Genomic DNA, 22,085 nt, shown 5'->3' with positions numbered 1-22,085 from the left:
CCGTATCCCATGATTGAATTTACTCAAGGAGATATTCTTAAAGCTGATGCGGAAGCGCTCGTCAACACGGTGAACTGTGTTGGTGTGATGGGCCGTGGTGTCGCGTTGCAATTTAAGAAGGCTTACCCAGAGAATTTTAAGGCGTATAAAATCGCTTGTGATACAAAAGAAGTGCGTCCAGGCAAGATGTTCGTGTTTGATCTTGCGCGAATTTATAATCCTCGTTTCATTATTAATTTTCCTACCAAGCGCCACTGGCGAGGGAATAGCCGCATTGAAGACATCAAAGCGGGTCTCAAGGATCTCGTGAAAGTTGTGCAGCAAGAAGCTATTCATTCCATTGCTATCCCACCCCTTGGATGTGGGCTTGGGGGATTGGATTGGGCTGAAGTGCGGCCTCTTATAATAGAAGCTTTTGCAGCATTACCAGAGGTCAGAGTACTTCTTTTTGAGCCTGCTGGAGCACCTAAAGCGACTGCGATGGTTTCCACTGCAAAAGTTCCGAACATGACGCCAGGACGTGCCGCGTTACTTGGTCTTATGCGCCGCTACTTAGTGGCAGTCATGGATCCCACCGTAACGCTCCTCGAAGTGCATAAATTGATGTATTTCATGCAGGAAGCGGGGGAGGACCTTAGGCTTCAGTATGAAAAGGCACCTTATGGCCCGTATGCCAAGAATCTGCGTCACGTCCTTAACCATATCGAGGGACATTTTATTAGTGGGTACGGCGATGCTGCCGATCGCCCCGATGTGCCGCTAGAACTTAAGCCGAATGCTGCTGAGAAGGCAGAGGCATTCCTTTCGGAGCGAGAAGGTACCCGACAACGGTTTGATCGGGTTGCTCAGCTCATTGAGGGCTTTGAGACTGCTTTTGGTATGGAACTTCTTGCCACCGTCCATTGGGTTGTTGCGAAGGAAGGCGCTGCAACTCCAGAGGAAGCGATTCAGAAAGTTCATGCGTGGAGTAATCGCAAACGAATGTTTGAACCCCGTCATATAGAGCTTGCATGGACGCGATTACGCGAGGCTGGTTGGGTATCGTGAAACCCTAGGTACAGGACAAAAAATGAAGGACGTGGAAAAACTCATCAATGAACAATTCCAGATTCAGCAATATTTGACGCAGGTGGTCAAAACCATAGCGAAAGATACTCCTGGCTTTACGCCCATGTTTTTTAACTGGAATCATCTTTTGTTCGGCTAACCATTCCCCAGTGCGAAATGCCCAACATAAGGCAATGGACAGCAGCGCAATCATTCGACTGAGACGCTCTGGATCCTTCAGATGAGTAGACTCTAAACAAAATCCTCGGGTCTTCAGACAACCGAATAGCGTTTCAATAGCCCACCTTTTACCATAATCAGCAATCGCTCGATGGGGACGATGGTTGGTGACGACAATCAATAATTTCCCATCCTCAAGCCGTAAGGCACTCACGTAAACCCAATGTCCCCAAACCTGGCGACGATGGCGTAAAACTTGCCGTTGTCCAACTGCTAGAGAACTGAAGACGACTTTGGCTTTCAAACATTGGCGACCATCTTCTAGTTTGTCGCTTTCGCGGATCCGGATGCGGAATTCACAGAAGCCTTGCTCCAACAAATATCCCAACCAATCCTGTCCCAGAAACTCCCGGTCTGCCGTTAGGTAGTCCACCTTGACCTCGGGAAACACCTGAAAAAACTCCTCCAACAGGTCAATCCGTTCGTCAGTATTGGAGTTGCCTTTTTTATCCAGCATCCACCAGAACAGGGGAAAAGCAACGCCGTTGTGAACGACTCCCAGCATCAAGATATTGTGGACACAGTGGCCAAACTCCCAGGTTGTTCGGTCTAAGGACAACACCCAGGGCTGAGGGATTTCCATCAGACCCACAACCACTTGGGCAAGGGTGCCGTAATCCAACTCAAACTTGCCCAAAAACCGTTGCAGGCGTTTATAGTTCGATTCTAGTTTGGCTGTACTGAGGAAGCCTGCTGCGAGTTGGGTCAAGTTCACACTCTTGACCCGAAACAGGGCAACCAGGAACAGCGCTAGAAAATTGACCCTGGCTCCATGCCACCCGAGAAGAGGCTGCAATGTTTTTCGGATTAGAGTAATCTGGTTCATGAGGGTTTTGTGGATGAATGTGGTAATTCTCATGAAACCCTCTTCTACTCAATCTTTGCAAGCTTTTGTCCTGTACTTAGCGTGAAACCTTATAATCCCTGAAAGACTGGCACTGAGGCTTCTTTATAAGCCTGTATTGCTTTTAAGGAGCCACTCCCAACGCTTTTTGCCTGGACAGAAAGCTCGACGCATATTCACTCATTTTTGGATGTCGTTTTTGAGAACTCGCTCTCAGATAGCGCCATTATGCTTTGAACCTATTTTTTATCCAGCTAACAAGTCTGCGGGATGTAGAGATACCAGCAGGTATAGCAGAAACTCTCATCGTGGTAGCAGCGATCGCACACCATCCCAATCAAATCCTCTACTAACCAACAACTTGCATATCCAAGAAAGCTATTTTCAGTGAGCCATAAAATCCTCTTGCGCGTCACCTGTGAATTATTACATAATCCCTCTTTATGTCACACTTCTTTCCTTAAAAGTATTATCATTGATGACGATGAATGACTACCCATGAATGAGTTAGTGTTGCCTTTGCCTCATTCTTCCTCATTAACACCTACTGGCTCTTCCAAGGTACAGCTCCCCGCGCTTATCACCAATGCGGGCGATCGCACTTCTCAACGATTCATCGAGTTTTTTCTTGTAAGCATACGCAATCCCAATACTCGTGCAGCGTATGCTCATGCAATCAAGCACTTTATTGCGTGGTGTAGCGATCGCCACCTTCAGTTCTTCGACATTAATGCTCTAACAATCGCTGCCTATATCGAGCAGCACCCTGGCTCGGCACCCACGGCGAACCAGCATCTTGCGGCAATCCGTTCACTCTTTTCCTGGATGGTCTCTGGGGGCATCCTGCAACGGAACCCTGCCGCAGAGGTAAAGGGGCTTAAGCATCGAGTGAAGATAGGCAAGACGCCTGTGCTCTCAGATGAGGAGATGCGGGAGTTGTTGACTTCTATTGATGTGTCGCATGTGGTGGGGCTGCGCGATCGGGCGCTTATTGCCACTATGTTTTTTAGCTTTGCGCGGATTAGTGCGGTGTTGGGGATGAAGGTCGAGGACTATTTTCAAAAGAGTAAACGCCATTGGCTTCGGTTACATGAAAAGGGCGGAAAACACCATGAGGTGCCCATTCACCACAAGGCTGAGGAGTATTTGGATCAGTACATGGATGCTGCTCGCTTATGGGAGGCGAAAGGGACGCCTCTTTTTCGTACTGCAGTGGGGCGATCGCACACTCTCTCTGATCGAGGGTTGCAGCGCCAGGAAGCGTGGGCGATGATTAAAAGGCGAGCGAGGGATGCGGGCGTGAACACTGATGCGTGCAATCATACCTTTCGCGCTTCAGGGATTACCAATTACTTGAGAAATGGGGGTAGTCGAGACAATGCTCAGAAAATTGCAGCGCATGAAGATGTCAGAACGACGGCGCTGTATGACCGGCGGGAAGACACGATTAGCCTTGATGAGATTGAAAGGATACGGCTTTAAGCTGAATAGATCTTACCCTGCTATTTGAATTAGAACAGGGAGTTTACTTTCAACTGGGCTAAGAAGTGAATGCTGGCTTAGAGGACAGAATTAACGACAGCCTTTATGGAAGTAAGAATAGTTTGTGTAGAAGGGTAGCTTATGTGGGAGTAACGATTGTCTTGATTCACAACTACCCCAAGAGCAATCGCCCTTCTAAACATTATTTGAATCCTATCAATCGATCGCCAGAGCCCTTCCTCTGCGCTATTCACCGAACGGCTCACATAATCGTGCCAAGTACGCCCCCTCTCCTATGCCACAGCCTACCGAGACTTGAGAGAAGCAATCGACGAGTACAAGTCACTCACGGGTACTCGCTTCCACGACCTCCGCCATACCTTTGCGACCGAGCGAGCACAGATCGTTTCCCTGGATGTCTTACGAGCATTCCTTGAGCATGAAAAGATTCAGACAACACTTATCTACCAAAAAATAACCTTACGGGTGGCTCAGGAGAGTGACGAAGAGGCGCTTCGGATGCTAGCAAAATCATGCAGCGGTAACGCTGCGTGATTTTGCGTTGTTAGAGCCCTATTCTAAACTTCCAAGACTATGGTCAATAGTCTACAAATCATAACTGACGAAATATAAGTCAAGTAAGTATTTCGCTTGTCTCCATGAGCAACACTGCCTACACTCAACTATGCTCTTTTCTATACCTGTCTTAAGACATTAACTTTGGAGCCCACAAACTTGAAAATTCCATTCAAAGTGGTTTTATATCTTTTCTTTTTAATGTATGGAACTGGCCTGCTTTTTGGGTTAATCACGATTCGTGCAACAGAAAGACCATTGATAGATGCATTAAAAATAGCTTGGGTTGCAATGTCTGGGCACCTTATTGCCGTTTCTGAAACGAAACTAGAAGCTTGCATCTATTCTTTTTATTCCTTGGTAGTTTTCTCTACTTTCGCAGTGCTTTTTGCTAGGTTTCCAGTACTACAATGTATCACTTTTTTGGTAGCATTCTATTGGGTGATTGTTGGCATTTTACTCGCTGCATCAGCAATCTAGATAGCTGCAATATGCTGCAATGAATTCTCATGATAAAGATTGGAATTGATAGGCTACACCACGTTCCTAGGGGCATTTCGCTCATTTTGAGGAGCCCATTCTGGTCGAGATGTATACTCCTGCCATCCTAATCTCCAGAAGGGTAATACATCAGCAAGGAAATGATTTACTACACTATATTCGCTGGAAATAAGATCAGGAGTTCCTGCGCCTGCTCCCCCTGTAATAAGTTTTCCATCGAAGTCATAAGTGACTTGCTGACCTGATACTCCGTTTGCTGAAAGTCTCCTATATGCAGAAAATGCTCCAGGATGAAAATAGCTTAAATGTCCAACTCCTTCTCGCCTCCAACCATGAGGACTGCTAGGCCCTGGAGCTGATTTAGTTCCATTCACCTCTCTTATTAAATCAACTTCTGTGGCTGGAGCACTTGGAAGAAATCTGGGGCTAGTATTGGAATTGTTTTTGACTATAGCTTTAGATCTTGATAATAAAATGTCGCCCAGCAAGATGCCATGCAATACAGTATTTAGAGCCAGGCTTGCACCAATACTAAATATACTGAAGTTTCCACTTGGATCTATGAAAGTTACAGGGTTGCTATTGCCGTAAATATATTTATTTAATGTAATTGGTTTTTGGATCAGGCCATCAAAATCATCTCTGCTGTTTAATCGGCCATTTGCAAAATTCAAATACCTTTGTCGCAAATAGTCTAAGTCAAGAACTGTGTCTCGTTGCTCCCCTGCAAACAAGTAGGGATTTTTTATAGTTCCAATTGGCGTGATTAATTGACCGAAGGCGTCGTATATATATTGAGCGGCATCAAGTCCAGCTTCATCGCTTAACGCTCGGGTACTACCCAGGCTATCTACATGATAAAAGAATTGTTCTCCCTCCCTATCCTGAGACACCAAATCATTACCATAAACGTAAGAGACCTTGATAATTTCACCAGGTGTGTATTCCTCTAGCACCTGGGCATAGTCTTGATTCTCATCAATCAAGAAACGAGTTTCTTCGCCGTTGACGGTTTGGCTGACACGGATACCGTTTTGGTTGTAGCGGTTTGTCACATCAATGGAGCCATTACCATCTGTATCCGCACCAATCAGTCGGTTATCAGCATTCCAGGTATAGGTAATAGTGGTGCCGTCAGTGGTCCTACTCGTAGTGTTGCCGTTGTTGTCGTAGGTGTAGGTGGTCTCAACACTGTTGATCGTGCTGGTGAGCAGGCGATCATTGTTGTCGTAGGTATAGATGGTAGTACCTTCTCCTGTGTCGGTACGGCTAAGGCGATTGCCCACGTTATCGTAGACGTATTCGATAGTGCGACTGGGAGCGGTAGCACCAGGATTGTAAATCGTCTCTCTCGTTAAGCGGTAGAGACTGTCGTAGCTGTAGTCCACACGACGACCATTGTGTTCTATCACAGACGTACGGTTGCCTGTGGCATCAAGGGTATAGCGGAAGCTCACAATGACATCTTGGGGGCCACTGGTTTCGATGTACACCAAGCGGTTCAAATTATCATATGCACGGGTTTCGACCGTACCATTTGGAAACTCGGTGCGGGTTAAAGCACCCACTGCATTGTAAGTGTAACGGGTCACACCACCTTGGGGATCAGTCACCGTGCTAAGACGGTTTTGAGCATCAAAGGTGTAAGCTGTTGTGCCCGAGGGAATCTCGATCGAGGTACGGTTTCCGGCGGCATCATACGTGTAAGCAATGGTACGACCATCCGGATCACTACGGCGGATGAGGCGATTGCGCCCATCATAGGTGTAAGTTGTTGTGCCCCGTGCATCAACGACCGTGCGGCGCTGACCATCAGCCGTGTAGGTGTAGGTACGGTCAAATTCAGTACCAGGAAGATCAGAGCTAGTGCGCCAATTACGCTCGTTATAGGTGTAATTTATCGTGTCCCCATTGAAGTCCGTCGTGCGAATCAAATTGCCAACGGCATCATAGGCGCTGGTCGATCGCTGACCCATCGGCAACACTGTTGCCACACGACGACCCAGACCATCGTATTCATAGCGGGTCTCATTGCCATTTGCATCTCGCTGGACAATCAAATTACCCTGGCTGTCGTGGGTGTACTCTGTGCGTTGCCCCCGCACATCAATTACCGCCGCAAGTCGTCCCAGCGGATCATATTCATATCGCGTCGTTATCCCTGCCTGATCCGTTCGAGCCACCACACGACCCGCCGCATCAAATTGTGTGGAGGTACGGGTTCCATCGGCATATTCCTGGCCGATAGGTCGTCCCACGTTGTCATACAGAGAACGTGTTACCTGCCCCAAGGGATCGGCTTGAGTAAGCTGCCGTCCTGCTGTGTCGTAGGTCGTTAGAACACGCGGATTGTCTGTGTCGTCATTCGGTGTTTCATCGGGCAAAATCGTCGCAATCCGACGACCCACGGCATCGTAGAGGAACTGCGTGCGATTGCCTCGCTCATCAATTTGGGCAATGGTGCGGCCTGCGGCATCATACTCGGTGCGGGTACGGGGATTATCGGTCTCGTCATTCGGTGTTGCATCGGGGTAAATGGCCGCAATCTGACGACCCAGTTGGTCATACACCATCACCGTACGGCGACCCAATTCATCAATCTCGGCGACGACTCGACCTGCGGCATCATACTCGGTGCGAGTGCGAGGATTGTCAGCTACATTATTCGGCGTTCCATCGGGGTAAATCGTTTCAACCAGTTGTCCCTGTTCATCATAGACATAGCGAGTCGATCGCCCTAACGCATCAACTTTCTCAATACGATTACCAACTGCATCATAAATCGTCTGGGTAACATCCCCTTCTGGATTTGTCACCCGAATCATCCGCCCCGCATTGTCATACTCCATGCGGGTTACAAGGTTCCGTACCGTTCCATCCGCAAGGGTCTGAGTTCTTGTTTCCGTCGTGCGATTACCGTTTCCGTCGTAGGTGTAGGTGGTGACATTCCCCAACGCATCCACCTGGCGGAGCACATTGCCCAGGCGATCGTACTCAAAGGTGGTCGTGCCAGAACCATCCTGCATCGCGGTCATATTGCCCGATGCGTCATAGCTCAGGTTAATCGGACCGCTGGCCTGTCCGCTTATCTGGGTCAGGTTACCCCGACTGTCGTAGGTATTGGTTGTGGTTTGCCCCGTTGGGTCCGTAGTTGTGAGTACATTGCCATTGGCATCATAGGTATAGCGGGTGACGTTACCGAGAGGATCGGTCTCCGTTAGCCTATTGCCGCTACTGTCATAGGTGAATTGAGTAACGTTGCCGAGGGCATCCGTTTCTGTCAGCGTGTTGTTGTCGTCATCATAGGTACGACGAATAGTGCCACCCAGCGCATTAATTTCAGTGAGCACATTGCCCCGCTCATCGTATTCATAGGTGGTGACATTTCCCAATTGGTCGCGTACCTGCTGAATGTTGTTATTGGGGTTGTAAATCAGCTCTACGGGGTTGCCCGTCGCATCCACCATGCGTCGTAGGCGGCCCTGATCATCGTATTCAGTACGCACCCCACTACGGCCTAAGGGGTCGATGATTTCTTGTAGATAATGAGCACGAGTGTCGTTGTAGTCATAGCGGGTTACATTGCCTTCGCGATCGCTCACCGATACCAGATCGCCCAACTGGTCGTACTGGTACGTAATCCGATTTCCTTCTGGATCAATCACCGCTGTAATGCGGCCCTGCACATCCCGTTCAAAGGTGACCCGCTGACCTGTCGAACTGGTGATGTCGCGATCGGTGAAGGTGAGCGTGTTGTTGTTGCGATCGGTAATAGTTTCTAAATCACCTGTGAGCGCATCAATGCGATAGGCAATCCCCTCACGGGTCGTAAGGTCATAGTACCCCCCAAATCCATAGGTCTCGTTGGCCGGGTTATAGAGCGCCCCATTAAGCCCTGCAAACTCTCCCGTCTGGGTTCGAACCAGTTGAGTATTACGAACCCTGAGCGTGCTGGTTACCCCATTATCGGCAACAAACTCAGGCTCATAAATCAGCGCGCTCTGCACCAGAAAATACCGCGAGATATGAGCTAGTCGAGGTTGAAAGGTAAAGCCCTGGCGCTGGCCACCGGGAAGGGTGATGTAAACGCGATCGCCCGCCCGTAAACCCTTCGACGAAATGCCAAATTCAATCAGTTCTGGATCTGTCCCCAGACTGGTACGCAAATCCGTATCGCGGAATTCCATCCGCCAGCCATACCCAAAGTTATCTCTGTCGTTGCTGGTAAGGGAATCGTAGGTCCGGGTAACCTGAATTGGAATACCAGACACCGGAATGGATAGGTCATTAAACGACAGTCGGAAGTTCCCCAGCTTCAGGTCACCACCGACATCCACCAGGGTCTCATCATAGGCCGTACGGCCACCTGTATCTGTCGCCGACAACCGCAAGATATAGCTATCGTTTTGTAGCGTCGTCGGGTCAAACGTCCCCAGGAAGCCTCCATTAACGACACTGGTGCCGCGATAGATTTCTCGGAACTCACCCCCTGCCGCTGGTGCAATCGAGAGGGTATAGAACTGAAGATTGTCGTCGGTAACTGTACCAATCACATCCGTCAGGTTCGTAATCACCGTCGTGAAGGGCTGGCCATTCTCAAGCGAGGTCAAATCCACCACCGGAAAATCAGAATCCGTGGGATCAATCACACGAATCGTTTGCACCGAAGTGCTGGTATTTCCCGCCGCATCAATGGCCGTTGCAACAGCCGTTATATCTCCCAGTGCCGTCAATTGCACCGTTGCCCGTCCGGAAGGATCAAGGGCAACCGCCTGACCACCTACGGTTAAGGTCAAAAATTCAACCCCAACGTTATCTGTTGCCAGCGCCCGCAGTACTACCGAATCTCCCACATTCACCTGAGGACGGCTGACCGTTAAGTTCACCTGAGGGGCGATCGCATCATTCTGCACCACCAGGTTATAGGTTTGGGTTGTGACTGCACCGTGACTATCGGTCACCGCCACGGTGATGGCATGGGTTCCTAGGGTTACATTATTGGCTGACCAGGAAATGCGGCCCTGCTCATCAATCGTCATTCCCGCAGGCGCTTGCTGAAGGGTAATGGTGATGGGTTCATCATCGGGATCGGAAGCCCACACGTCATAGCGGTAATCCGTGTTGGCGATCGCATTCACCATCGGCGTCGAGCGAATGACCGGAGCCTGATTGGCTGCCGTGATCTCTATCGTGTAGGACTGTGTTGCCCCTAATCCCTGGGAGTCAAAGACTGCAAGGGTAATTCGATGCTCTCCCACTTGGGCAGTTGTCGGATTCCAACGTACCAACCCTGTTGCGGCATTAACGCTTAACCCTGCGGGGCCAGAGAGCAGGGAATACCGCAGAGCATCCCCATCTGGATCGATCGCCGCTAATTGATAACGGTATCCACTTGCGACATCTCCCCAGAATTGGGGTGTAGTCGTAATCGTTGGTGCCTGGTTGACGGCATTCGGCGAGACAACCAAGGTGTAAGATTGGCGGCTGGTACCTCCCTGTGCATCCCGTGCCAGCACCTCAATAGTATGAGTACCCAGTTGATTAGCCTGTGGTGTCCATACAATTTCCCCCGTCGCTCCATTGATGGTCATCCCATTGGGTCGATTGCTGAGGCTAAATTGCAGCGCATCCCCTTCCGGATCGGTCGCTTGCACCTGATAGCGGTAAGCCTGGGTAATCCCCACCTGAGTTGGTGGTGTTGAGAGAATCAGAGGAGGTGTATTAGTGCTTCGAACGGTGAGCGTAAAGGTTTGTCTCGTCCCAGCTCCAAAGATATCGGTAGCCTGAAGCGTAACCGTATGGTTCCCAACCTGGTTCAAGGAAGGCTGCCAACCAACTGCCCCCGTTTGAGCATTAATGGTCATGCCAGTTGGGGCTCCAACCAGCTCCCAGAAAATAGCATCGCCATCCGGGTCAACCCCGCTGGCTTGATACTGATAGGTACGCCCCACACTGGTGAGCGCGAAAGGCTCTGACGTGATTTCAGGAGCAAAGTTAGCCGCCTGATGAGTGACGTTGAGGCGGTAGGTCTGTGTATCACGGCCACCTTGCCCATCTTGCACCACCACACTCACGGTGTGTGCCCCAACCTGGCTCGCTCCAGGTTGCCAGCTAAGGCGGCCCATTTGAGGATCAATCGTCATCCCATTCGGCGCGTCACTCAGGCTAAAGGTGAGGCGATCGCCATCCGGTTCACTCACCGCCACCTGATACACATAGGGTGTATTAGTGCGCGTTGCCACCCGAGGCTCGGATGTAATCTGCGGTGCGGTATTTGCCTGAGGTTGAATCACGCTCAGGGTAATGGCCTGAGTCGCTTCGCCCCCTCTGCCATCTTGCGCAATGACATTGACTGTCTGATTGCCCAACTGATTCATTGTAGGAGTCCATGTCAGCACACCTGTGACAGAATCAACCACTAAGCCAGCAGGGCTTTCAGCCGCCAGTGTGTAATTGACAGTATCCCCGTCTGGATCAACAGCGACCACATTGTATTGGAACGCCTTTCCAACTTGAGGCGTGGTACTGGTTGATGGACTTGAGCTAAAGACTGGCGCAGCGTTTGGTGGTCTAACCTCTAGCTGGAAGTACTGCAATGCTCTTTCACCGTAAGAATCGGTGACACGAAGAACAACATTGGCGGTTCCAATCTGGTCAGCTGTTGGATTCCAGAACACGGCCCCTGTGCTCTGATCTACGGTCATTCCCTCCGGCTTCACCACCAAATCGTAGAAAAGCTGGTCGTTTGCAGGTGCGCTGTCCGTCGCAACGGCTTGGTAACGTAGCCGCTCTCCCGCCGTGATTGTAGTGGGCGGTTGGCTCACAAAAGTGGGCGCTGTATTGCCGATAGATGCAGCGGTACGGGCATTGCCAAAGTTAACGTTCTCGACAACCTCCGAGGGAGCCACATTGACGCTATGGAAGCCTGAAGTATCCAACCGAGCACCACTCGGTAGGGTCAGTGTTGTCAGGAAAATGAGATCATCACTTGAAGGATTAGACGTATCAATTTGTATGGCTGTATCACCATTGCGGATAAACGGTGTCAGCGTGTACAACTCATCATCGTCAGCATTTACTGTACTGAGGGGATTGGTCGGGTTATTAGGAGAATCTCCCACGCCACCGATAGTAAACAGTGCCCCGTTGACTGGTAAGAACGCTCCAAATGCAGTATTTCCAATCAATGCAGAGATACCATCATTGGTTCCTCCTGCAACACTTGTTAATCGAGTTCGATTGACATCGATAATGGATGCTTGAGACGGATTGAGGTTGTAGGGCTGCCAGCCATACTGGATCCCTAGAGCCATCTCAGCAGCAAAGTCTGGACTCGTGGTGTTTAAGGGTTCGTCAAGTAAGACAACGTTGGTTTGTGGAGCTTCACCGGTAAGTCCGCCCTCAAGGACGATAATTGTCCGCTCTGGTAGCAAAGGGTTGGAGTAAATAACGGTAAGACTTATACCTTCTACCGCTGCGAGTGCTGATTCCAATGCGGCTACTTCATCCACGGTGAAGTTGAATATGCCGCCCTCACGGCCTATACGACTTGCCACAAGAGAGGTGACATCAGCCCGTCCTGTTTCAAAATTAAGTCTCCCGGCGTCCTGAACATTGTCTAGCCATGTTAGCGAAACAGGTGTCCCCTCAAACGTAATACCTTCGGGTCTAAAACCAACCGTCTGTGAGGAAGCCCGAGTTGCCACATGGAGAAATGCATACTCAATGGTAGAACCTGCGGGTACTTCAGCCTGAACGGTTCCAGTTCCGTTATAGCCATCCATACTGCTATTCATCCCTACACCATCTGTCGAGATCCCGGCTCGTCCAGTAAAGGTTGCAGGATCAGTAGGATTAGGTTGTAGAAGAGATAAATTGCCTCCGACTAGAACGCCATCATTACCCATTCTGAGGGGACGGTTCGGAGACGTTTGCACAAAGCCCGCAGGGTTGACTTGCCGCACCACATAGGTGCCAGGAGCTAAATCTCTGAAATGATACTGACCCGTTTCATCTACAGTTAACGTGGTTGGATTATCAATTGCTGTCACGTCAACAGGTTCTCCTGGATCTAGTTGCCCATTGGCATTGAGATCTAGATAAACCGGTACCCCTGCTAAACCACCTTCTGTCGCCCCTCGTTGGCCATCGCTGTTGCCATCTATCCAAACGCTGCCCTTAATCTCACCAAATCCTTTCCTTACATTGTTATCTTGTGCTTCCACCGTAAAGGTTTGACGATCGCTACCCCCTCGCCGGTCATTTACTTCCACTGTGAAGGTGTAACGCTCTCCTACCGTGAGCGTTCCGGGAACCCACACCAGGTGTCCTGTCTCGCGATCAATATACGCATTCGTTGGTGCTTCCACTAAACGATAGGAAAGCACATCATTATTGGGATCAAAGCTTTCAATGCGATAACTATAAACTCCCTGGTTAAGGCCTACTGTTACCTCAGGGGTACTGGTAATAATGGGAGCGCTATTACTTGCATCTGGTAAGAGCTGAATTTGATAGTTTTGGAATGCAACCCCGCCCTGGCCATCGTCTACACGAAGCTGCACCGCAAAACTGCCTAAGGAGCTCTCAGTACTAGAAGCTTCTCCAGAGCCTGGAATAATGACATCGCGGATCTGTTCTGCATCGTGCGAATATACCGTAAAGTCATAATTGAGTGGGTTTACCTCGCTTCCGCCCAAGATCAGGGTATAGGTACCACTGCGTTGGAGTTCTAGTTCAAAATCATTCCAGAGCGATGTGGGTGCTTGAACCAGTTGGTTGTCAGGGCCATACAGCATCCATTGATTCCCACTGGCCGTTCGAGAATCAAAGAAAAGCCTTTGACCAGCTTCACCTTGGAAGCTGTAAGATACCTGCTGTAACCCAGAGGTCAGCGTTCCCCTATTCGGCAGAGTGAATGTCAGGGGTTGTCCATCATCTAAGGACAACAACTGAAATTCATAATTCGTTGGAGTGTTCTGCTCACCCTGAATGACTAAGTGATAAGTTCCTGCTTGGGTAAGCGTGTAGGGACCTGAATCCTGGGAACCCATATTGCCAAGGAAGAAGATCTCACGGCCATTGGGTGCGTAGAGACGAGCAGCAATGCCACTTCCCTGAATACCATTGAGGAAAATGCGCTCTCCAAGCTCGCCCTCAAAACTAAAAACTTCAGCCGCTCTACCGTTAGGCAAAGCATCTCTCACATAATCTCCAATTTGTATCGTTGGGTGAGAGGCAGAGGGAATCTCTGAGCTAAGTTCTAGCAGCTGATACTGATAGTTACCTGTACTGGTGCCACCCAGTCCGTACACCTCAAATTGGTAAGCCCCCGTTTGTCCAAGCTGGAAGTTATCAGGGGTACCATCTGAGGTGAGTTGCCCATTATTGATAGCAATGGTGCCGTCAGGATTGATCAGGCGGAACCGCAAGCTAGAGCTTGAAGTATCCTGGCTATCAAAGAACACACGGGTTCCGGCATTCGCCGTGAAGGTATAGCGATTAACTTGTCCTGCATTTGCAATCGCACCGCTTTCAACAACGTTAAAGCCTGTGTTTTGAATAGATGTAACGCTTGTATCTGTAACTTGGAACGTATAGTTAATCGGGGTACTGCGAGAACCTTGAACAACCAGGGTGTATCTTCCATCAGACGCCAGTGTGATCCCAAAGTCAGGGCTAAACCATTGTGGAGTTGCAATGGCGCGGGCACCTGGGTCGTAAAGCGTCCAGTTTGCGCCATTCCATTGATTGTCTAAAAGATCAAAGCGTAAAGTGGTTCCTTGTCTTCCCGTAAATTGATAGAGGTCAACAGAATTACCAGGAGCCAGATTACCTGAAGTCGTCGTACCAACGCTGAGTTGAGATGATTGGTTTAGGTCATACAACACAAAGCTATAGGAACCGGTCGTAAAACTATCACTCCCACTAGGGGAGTTGATTGTTCCGTTAACCACCAGTTTATAACTTCCAGTTTCCGCTAGTGTAAAAGGAGCCCAGTCCAGAGTACCTTGTGGGGAGGTGATGGGCTGACGTGTCATTAATTGTCCACTCGGCGATACGAGCTGCATTTCAAGACCCGAAACCCCAGCCAACGTATCTAAGAAAAGTTGCTGCCCAACACTTCCATTAAAGAGATATGTATTGCGCTGCCCAGGTTGGCGAATTTCACCGCTAATCGTACTCCCAAAGGTAAGGTTTTCCGGGAGTGCCGTAGGCTTGACGACATTAACGGAGTACTGATTATTGGGCGAGCCTTCCCCTCCAAGAACAAGTAAATACTCCCCTGCCCTAGAGAAGCTGAGTTCTTTATCCCACATGGCGCTCAACATCCCGGAGGGGGTACGGTAGCCACCATTACTCAGCTCATACAGGGAGAAGGTATTAGTCCCATCTGCATTGAGTACATCTAGGAAGATGCTATCGCTTGCGGCTGCGGTAAAACGGTAAAGGCGAGATTCACGGCTTGTGGCACCAAAATTACCGGTGATGGTGCTATTGAAATTCAGTGTTGCTGCTTGTGCGACATCTAAGAGCCGGAACCCGTATTGGCCTGTCCCATCCCATGGAGCATCAATTCTAAACCTATACGTTCCAGCTTCCTGTAGGGTAAAAAGCTCCCGTTGATCACTATTAGCGTTTAAGTTGAAGGTATAAGACTGCCCAGAGGGAGCGTAAATCGTTGTGAGGGGGCTAAAGTTTGAAGCGAGTAACGTATCGAGATAAAACTGTTGTCCTACCTGCCCCTCAAAAGTAAACCAGTCTTGTTCCCCTGCTTCAGTAATTGCGTCAAAAACAGAGGTGCCAAGTGTATAGTTACTGGTAGTAAATTCAGGTGTAGAAATTTCAAAAGAGAATTCTCTAGGTACTGATCCATTACCAGAGATAACAAGATAGTATTCTCCATTTCTTTGCAATGGAGAAGATAACTCTAAATCCCAAACCAAGACATTTGATGAAACAATTGGTGATCCGAGAGAATCATACAGAGAATATGTATAATCACTCCCAAAAGGACCATTGAACGTTGTGTCAAAGTAAAGGCGCTCGCCTGCATTCGCTGTAAATCTATACGTTAGCGCTTCACGACCAGAAGGACCAAAGACTCCAGAGAATTGTGTATCGAGAGAGAGTTGGGGTGCAGAGGCCAAGTCGAGCAATCTAAAACCATACTCACCCGTCGCATCTCCCTGCCCATCAAATATAAGCGTATACGTTCCGGCTTCCTGTAAAATCGGAAGCCCTACCCCACCCGAGGAATTATACGAAGGAAGAAAGAGGGGAAAGTTTGGCCACCCAAGCCGTTGACCACTGGGAGTTTCAAGTTGAACCGTAAGATTACTATCGGTAACTGATAGAAAATCAAGCCAGAGCAGTTGGCCTGGCTGCCCTGTAAATCGGTAATAATCAGTTTCTCCAGCGGCTCCTATACCACTTTGAACGACACTACCCAGGGTATAGCCGTTATTAGCATTTTCGGAAGAAGCCAGGTTAAAACGATAGTTCCCATCGCTGGTATCTCCACCAGTTACAGCCAACACATACTCACCATTGGTTGGTAAAGCTGTGAGCTCATAATCTGTAGTTAAAGATTGTGAAAATAGTGGTTGTCCCGCAGGTGAGTATAAGGTGTATGAATTTCCTGAAGCGCCAATTTGCCGATCAAAGTAGATCCTCTGCCCTGCTTCTCCAGCAAATCGATAGAGGTGAGTCTCCTGGGTAGTAGTGCCAACATTGCCTGTCAATGGAGTATTAAAGCTAACTGTTGTGGCATCAGCGAAATTCAAAAGGCGGAATCTGTAAGGGCTCGGATTACCAACACTGCCAAGGACCTCAATCCGATAAGTACCTGTCTCGTTAAGAGTAAAGGTATTCGGATCATTGTTCCGTAGTTCGTGATTAAGAAGTAGTTGTCCACTAGGACTATAGACAGCGATGGACAAGCCATTGCCGAGCCCGAGGGAATTTAAATTATCAAAGATGAGACGTTCGTTATGTTGTCCATTGAATGTATAAACATGGCGCTGCCCTGCTCCTGTAATACTGCCTTGAATCGTTTCACCAAACTGGATTTCTCGAAGACTAGGAACAATCCCAAGCGAAGATGGTGTCAACGCTATCTGCACATCGTAGGAAATAGGAGCTGTGCTTTCACCCCGCACCATCAAATAGTAAGTACCATCACCTGGCAAAACATATTCACTATCTAACGGTTCATTATTGCGGGAAGTTCCACCAATCAATTGGTTCCCTGGCCCATAGAGGCTATGGAAAAGATTTTGAAAAGTGGTATTAATGTCCAGAGAAAGGCGATCGCCTCTGCTTCCTGTAAATTGATAAAACTGGTATCCATTACCAGGATTGACAGCACCACTGGTGACCACCCCAGGAAGCAGTATTGGCGCACTATTTAAATCCACTAAACGAAAACTATACGCTTCTGTGGCTCCCTCTACTCCATCGACACGCAACTGATAGGTACCGTTTTCAGGAAGAATAAGTGGGTCAAAACGATTATTGAATGCAATTGCCTGCCCATTCGAGAACATAGCTATATCATTGAGAATGGCATGGCCACTGGGGCTTAGTAGCGTGACTCGATTACCAAAAGCACTGGTTAACGTGCTATTGAGTATTTCTAGTGCTACACGTTGTCCCTGATTGCCGGTAAAGGTAAAAACATCTTGCTCTCCCTTCTCCCCAATTTGTCCGCTGACTAAGCTATTAAAGACTAGAGGAGTAACAACGGTTTCCGGTGTAATAACTTGAAAAGAGTAGTTCACAGGAATCTCTTCCTGGTCACCTTCAATAATGAGGGTGTAGGTATCTGCACGATTCGCAAGAACTTCGATATAACGTCCCGTAAAGGCAACAGCTACTTCTCGATTGCCTGAGTCATAAAGTCCCCAACGGACAGAATCTCTTCCAGTGAACAGAGACGTATCCTGAAACTCTATAAATACACGTTGACCAGCAACGACATTAAATTGATAGAGGTGGCTTGATTCTCCAGGATTTAAAGCGCCAGAATACGGCTGATCGGGATTAATCGGGGTAGCTAGGCTTAAATCACGGAGACTAAAACTGTAATTACCCAGGTTGTCAAAAGTACCGTCAATCCGAATGCGGTAAGTCCCATCTTCTGTAAGGGTGATTGGTCCCCATTCTCCCCCACCATCAAAACGACGGGTAATAATGGTTCCGCCATTTGGATTTTCGAGAGTGAGTACAAGAGAACTGTTATCAACCAGGCTTAACCGATCCAGGTAAATTCGCTGCCCTCTCGTTCCCACAAATGTGTAGAAATCTTGTTCTCCCGGCTCGCCAATCGACCCACTGACTGCATTGGGTATGTCGTTGCTGCCCAATGTGAAAGGTTGTGTGATTTCATCAGGGGTGACGATACGGAATGCATAGTCTGTGGCGGTGTCAAAGCTACCTTCCCCCTTAAGCACCAAAAGATATTCACCGTCATGGGGCAAGGACAGCTCTATATCATCTCTAAAGCTGCTTTGCGTAATGAGTTGATTGCCGGTGCCGTAGAGTACCCAACGAATATTGGTACTATTGCTCAGCTGATCAAAGTAGAGTTTCTGGCCTGCATGACCTCTAAAGCGGAAGACATCATCCTCACTCGCAGGCCCTAACCGTCCTTGAATCAGCGTATCGAAGGGGATTTCTGGAATCAGGGCGGTATCAATTAAGCTAAAACCATAACGGCCCGTGGTTGCTCCGGCCCCATCGGCAACAATCCGATAGTTACCTGTTTGTGTCAGCGTAAATAGACCATCAACAGGAGAAATCTGCCTGCCACTCGGCGCATAGATATTGATCTGTAAACCGTTAAATCCCTGCAACGCATCGAGGTAAAGCCTCTGTCCACTGACCCCACTAAATGTAAATTCATCGGTGTCACCAGGAAGACGAAGTTGCCCAATAACAGTCTCTCCAAGGCTAAGGATAGGTGGAGGTGTCCACCTGACTAACCCGGTACTTGGGTCAACAGTCATACCACTGGGGCCAGATACCAGACTGTATTGAAGTTGATCTTGGTCTAGATCAACGGCATCAGCATCATAAACGTAAGGTTGGTTAATCTGCGCATCAACCACCGGATTCGTGGTAAGTACAGGTGGCCGGTTCGGAGGTTCTGCGATGACAGCTAGTGTAAAGGATTGCTCGGCAATTCCCCCATGTCCGTCATTAGCCTGAATTGTAATGGTGTGATTCGCGATATCGCTAAGCGCCGTGCTCCAGCGTAGTTGACCTTGGGCGTTTAACGTCATGCCATCTGGCGCAACTAACAAGTTGTAAGTCAGCGCATCGCCGTCTGGATCGGTTGCTGCTACGTTATAGGCGTACGTCTGCCCACCAATGACGCTTAAGACAGGGCTAGACTCAATACTGGGTGCTCCATTGAGTTCTGAAAGTACGACCAGATCATAGGTAAACTGAATGCTATTGGGGTTGCGGAAGGCGATCACCCTGGTGCCTGTCTGCTGTGTCGGATCTAAGAAACTCCCAGTTATCAAGCGGCTAAAGTCATAGTAGGGGAGCCCATTGGGAGTAATCCCATCAGCATTTAAGACCTCAACAGTTGGGTCGCTGAGATTATCAATAGCAACAAGGAGCGGGCTCCTTACACTGTAGGTTCCGCTATTTTGTAACCCTAGCTCTGTTGTCAGAACCCCTGTTACTTGATTAAAGGATGTTTGATTATAAATTGCACCAATACTGCTTGATACATCGGTAAGACGGGCAAAAGTAATCGATGGTTGCGGTGTACTTCCTGGGCTGACAGGAATGAGAGTCGGCGGTGTAATGCCATCAACTGAGAGCAGTTCTAGCTGCGTGATTTCAACTGCAGTTCTGATATCACTGTCGTTATTGATTAACCTAAAGATCAGATTGGCCGCTATTCCCGGTTCGATCCCTGCGAGGTTAACGCTCACCGTCGTTCCATCTACGGAAACGCCTGTCGCTAACTCAGGATTAATACCTTCTGTTAAGTTAAAGAACGCATCTTGCCCATTGCCAATGGTTGGTACTAGAGAGCGACCATCAGCACCGACCACTGCAACTTCAAATGCATCGTTAATAAAGTCCGGATCTGTGGTGTCGAAAAAGAGATTTGTATAGGTAAATCGTAAAACTGACGGTGTAGCAGGAATTTGAATAGCCTGTTCTGCACTCACACGGAAGGATGCGCCTTCGGTTAAGCGAATTGCAGGGGTGATGACAAAACTGACGGTTTGAGAATCGCTGCCTCCTCGGCCATCCTCAACCCTATAGATGAAGTTTCCAGCATTTCCCGTTGCGCCAGCATTGGGTACAAAAATCAACCCTTCTAGTTGCGCGGGAGTGAGAGTCTGTCCAATGGCGACAACCGCACCATCAGCAAGCTGAATGCTTCCCTGACTTGCAGAAGGAATTCCCATCACCGTCAGTGTGAGGGCATCTCCATCGGAATCGGTTGGAGCAGTAATCCCTAAGGCAATACTTGTACTGGTGCTTGATACGAAAAGGGTTTTATCACCATCCGCTACAGGAGAAGCATTGGTACCCTGGGAAGTCGTAACCGTGATGGCGATCGCCCCACTCGCTTCAGCCGCACCCCCAGCGCCTGTATTCCCTAAATCATTGACTCGAAGCGCAACAGCATCTTGACCAACAAAATTGGTATCACCCCGATAGGTTAACGTTGCAAGCGTACTATTGAGTGCAGTAAGATTTCCTCGAAGACGCAGTGTTTTTTCTCCAATTCCACTGCCTTCTAAGAAAGTAATTCCAGCAATGGGATTGAGGGTAAGGGTGCCATTACTGGCTGTCAGCGCCACTTCCAACTCAGCATTACTTGCATCGATGTCATTAATGGCAAGACCGGGAAGGGCAATGGCTGTATTTTGTTGCACACTCTGGCTTGGAGGCACCGTCATTGTGGGTGCATCATTCACTGGAGTTACCACCAGTGAAATGTGTTGCCTCGCCGTTGTTCCCTGCCCGTCAGTAACGACATAACTGAATCTCCCCGCATTTCCGTTGGCGTTTTGTGCAGGGGTGAAACGCAGTGCGGCCAACTCATCTGGAGTGAGATTTTGACCCACAGCAACAGCATTCCCAGTTGCCGTTTGTACGTTCCCAATATTCGAGAGCGGTATTTCCGTTACCACAATCGATCGCACCGGCCCATCCGGATCTGTCGGTCTTTGGATTCCTAAGGCAACCGGTTGGCTATCCTCCAAGATTTCTAGCGTTTTATCTGGATCAACAATGGGTAATCTGTTGACATCGTTATCGCAAATCGTTGCCCGTCCCCGGCGCTTACGCACCGATGCTCTTGTTGGCCGTGTCAGTTCAACAAAGAATGTTTCATTACCTTCAACTACCTGATCATCTAGGAGCCTAATATTAAGTGTTTTTCTCGTCTCACCTGGGTTAAAGGTGAGGGTTCCACGCCGTGCTATGTAGTCTTCACCCGGTTTCGCGGCTCCCGCTACGGTGCGGAAGCACACCCTTATAGGAGAACGACTCGGTCGCGATAAGGTGATAGTAAAGCGAGCTGTCGCATTTTGCCCTTCTTGAACCTGTACATTGCTGATAGAGAGCTCACACTGACGTTGGCGTGGTGATGGGTTGCGATCGGTGTTATTGCGGTCTTGTCGGGATCCTTGGCGATCGCCCCAAATAAACGGCTGTGGGCGATAGATAATGGGCTGGGGTTGGAATGCATCAAAGGTTGTAAAACCGTATCTGGACTGTGTGCCACCACGGGTTAGTGAATCATTGCCGTCCGTTGATCCAACAGATATTGTTTCATTGAAGCGTCCCGCAAAGCTTGTTGCAGGATCAATATCAACTAGTTGAACCGGAAGGCCAGGATCCCAAAGTGATAGAATTGAGGGTTTAAGGCACCCCCCTTCGAGAGATGGAAGTGCTGATGGTAATCCCAATACCCTGGAAGCATTTGCATCCAGTGCCGCATTCGCTGACGACAAAGGATCTCGTGCTCCTTGGGAAGAAGGGCTAGACTCTTGGAAGGGGTTGAGCGCAGAATCACTAGGAGAACCACCAGAATTAATCATCTCAATTGATGGGGAGCGCGTTGGGTAAATGAGGTGCAACAAAAACCCATACCTGGATAACCGGTATGGTTCGAACTCAAGCCGGGGAAAACAACCTTTTACTGCTGGGAAGTAGCTTGAAATCCCTACTCAGGTAGCAATAAGAACTAATACACACAACTCTCTGAGGCACCCATTGTTCAAATACAGCTCAAGGAGCAATGCTCCTTGAGCTGGTTTCTTACCTACGCAGACCATTGCGGATGCCTATGTAGATCAATTTATACATAGACTACATAAGAGTTTTTAGGATTGAGAGAAAATGTGGCTAAGAT

At 48.8% G+C, this 22,085-nt stretch carries 5 protein-coding genes and 1 pseudogene; 4 read left to right on the top strand and 2 right to left on the bottom strand.

Features of this window, described 5'->3' with window-relative positions; genetic code table 11:
* Window positions 1-9 precede the first annotated feature (9 nt).
* Window positions 10-1,047, top strand: coding sequence for a macro domain-containing protein (locus tag NDI52_RS07435; protein WP_348256356.1), 1,038 nt, complete (start codon window positions 10-12; stop codon window positions 1,045-1,047).
* Between the two features lie 4 nt (window positions 1,048-1,051).
* On the opposite strand, the gene NDI52_RS07430 is transcribed toward NDI52_RS07435, so the two are convergent.
* Complete coding sequence (locus tag NDI52_RS07430) at window positions 1,052-2,113, bottom strand: IS4 family transposase (RefSeq protein ID WP_348256381.1); 1,062 nt, start codon at window positions 2,111-2,113, stop codon at window positions 1,052-1,054.
* Between the two features lie 516 nt (window positions 2,114-2,629).
* Between NDI52_RS07430 and NDI52_RS07425 the strand changes: the two genes are divergently transcribed.
* From NDI52_RS07425 to NDI52_RS07415, 3 genes and pseudogenes are all read left to right on the top strand, one after another.
* On the top strand, window positions 2,630-3,613 hold the full coding sequence (locus NDI52_RS07425) for a tyrosine-type recombinase/integrase (RefSeq protein WP_348256355.1): 984 nt from the start codon (window positions 2,630-2,632) through the stop codon (window positions 3,611-3,613).
* Window positions 3,614-3,907: 294 nt separating this feature from the next.
* Window positions 3,908-4,168, top strand: a pseudogene (locus NDI52_RS07420) (tyrosine-type recombinase/integrase); the annotation flags it as partial.
* A 180-nt stretch (window positions 4,169-4,348) separates the two neighbouring features.
* Window positions 4,349-4,669, top strand: coding sequence for a hypothetical protein (locus tag NDI52_RS07415; RefSeq protein ID WP_348256354.1), 321 nt, complete (start codon window positions 4,349-4,351; stop codon window positions 4,667-4,669).
* A 53-nt stretch (window positions 4,670-4,722) separates the two neighbouring features.
* On the opposite strand, the gene NDI52_RS07410 is transcribed toward NDI52_RS07415, so the two are convergent.
* A complete protein-coding gene (locus NDI52_RS07410; RefSeq protein WP_348256353.1) occupies window positions 4,723-21,684 on the bottom strand; it encodes a putative Ig domain-containing protein in 16,962 nt (5,653 codons plus the stop codon).
* Between the last annotated feature and the right edge of the window lie 401 nt (window positions 21,685-22,085).

This window comes from Leptolyngbya sp. PL-A3, from assembly GCF_039962325.1.
GTDB lineage: Bacteria > Cyanobacteriota > Cyanobacteriia > Elainellales > Elainellaceae > Vacuolonema.
This window is presented reverse-complemented; position numbering and strand designations above follow the sequence as displayed.

What these genes read in the sequence shown, in the direction of transcription:
- NDI52_RS07435 (WP_348256356.1), top strand. Translation starts at nt 10, where the DNA reads ATGATTGAATTTACTCAAGGAGATATTCTTAAAGCTGATGCGGAAGCG.
- NDI52_RS07430 (WP_348256381.1), bottom strand. Translation starts at nt 2,113, where the DNA reads ATGAACCAGATTACTCTAATCCGAAAAACATTGCAGCCTCTTCTCGGG.
- NDI52_RS07425 (WP_348256355.1), top strand. Translation starts at nt 2,630, where the DNA reads ATGAATGAGTTAGTGTTGCCTTTGCCTCATTCTTCCTCATTAACACCT.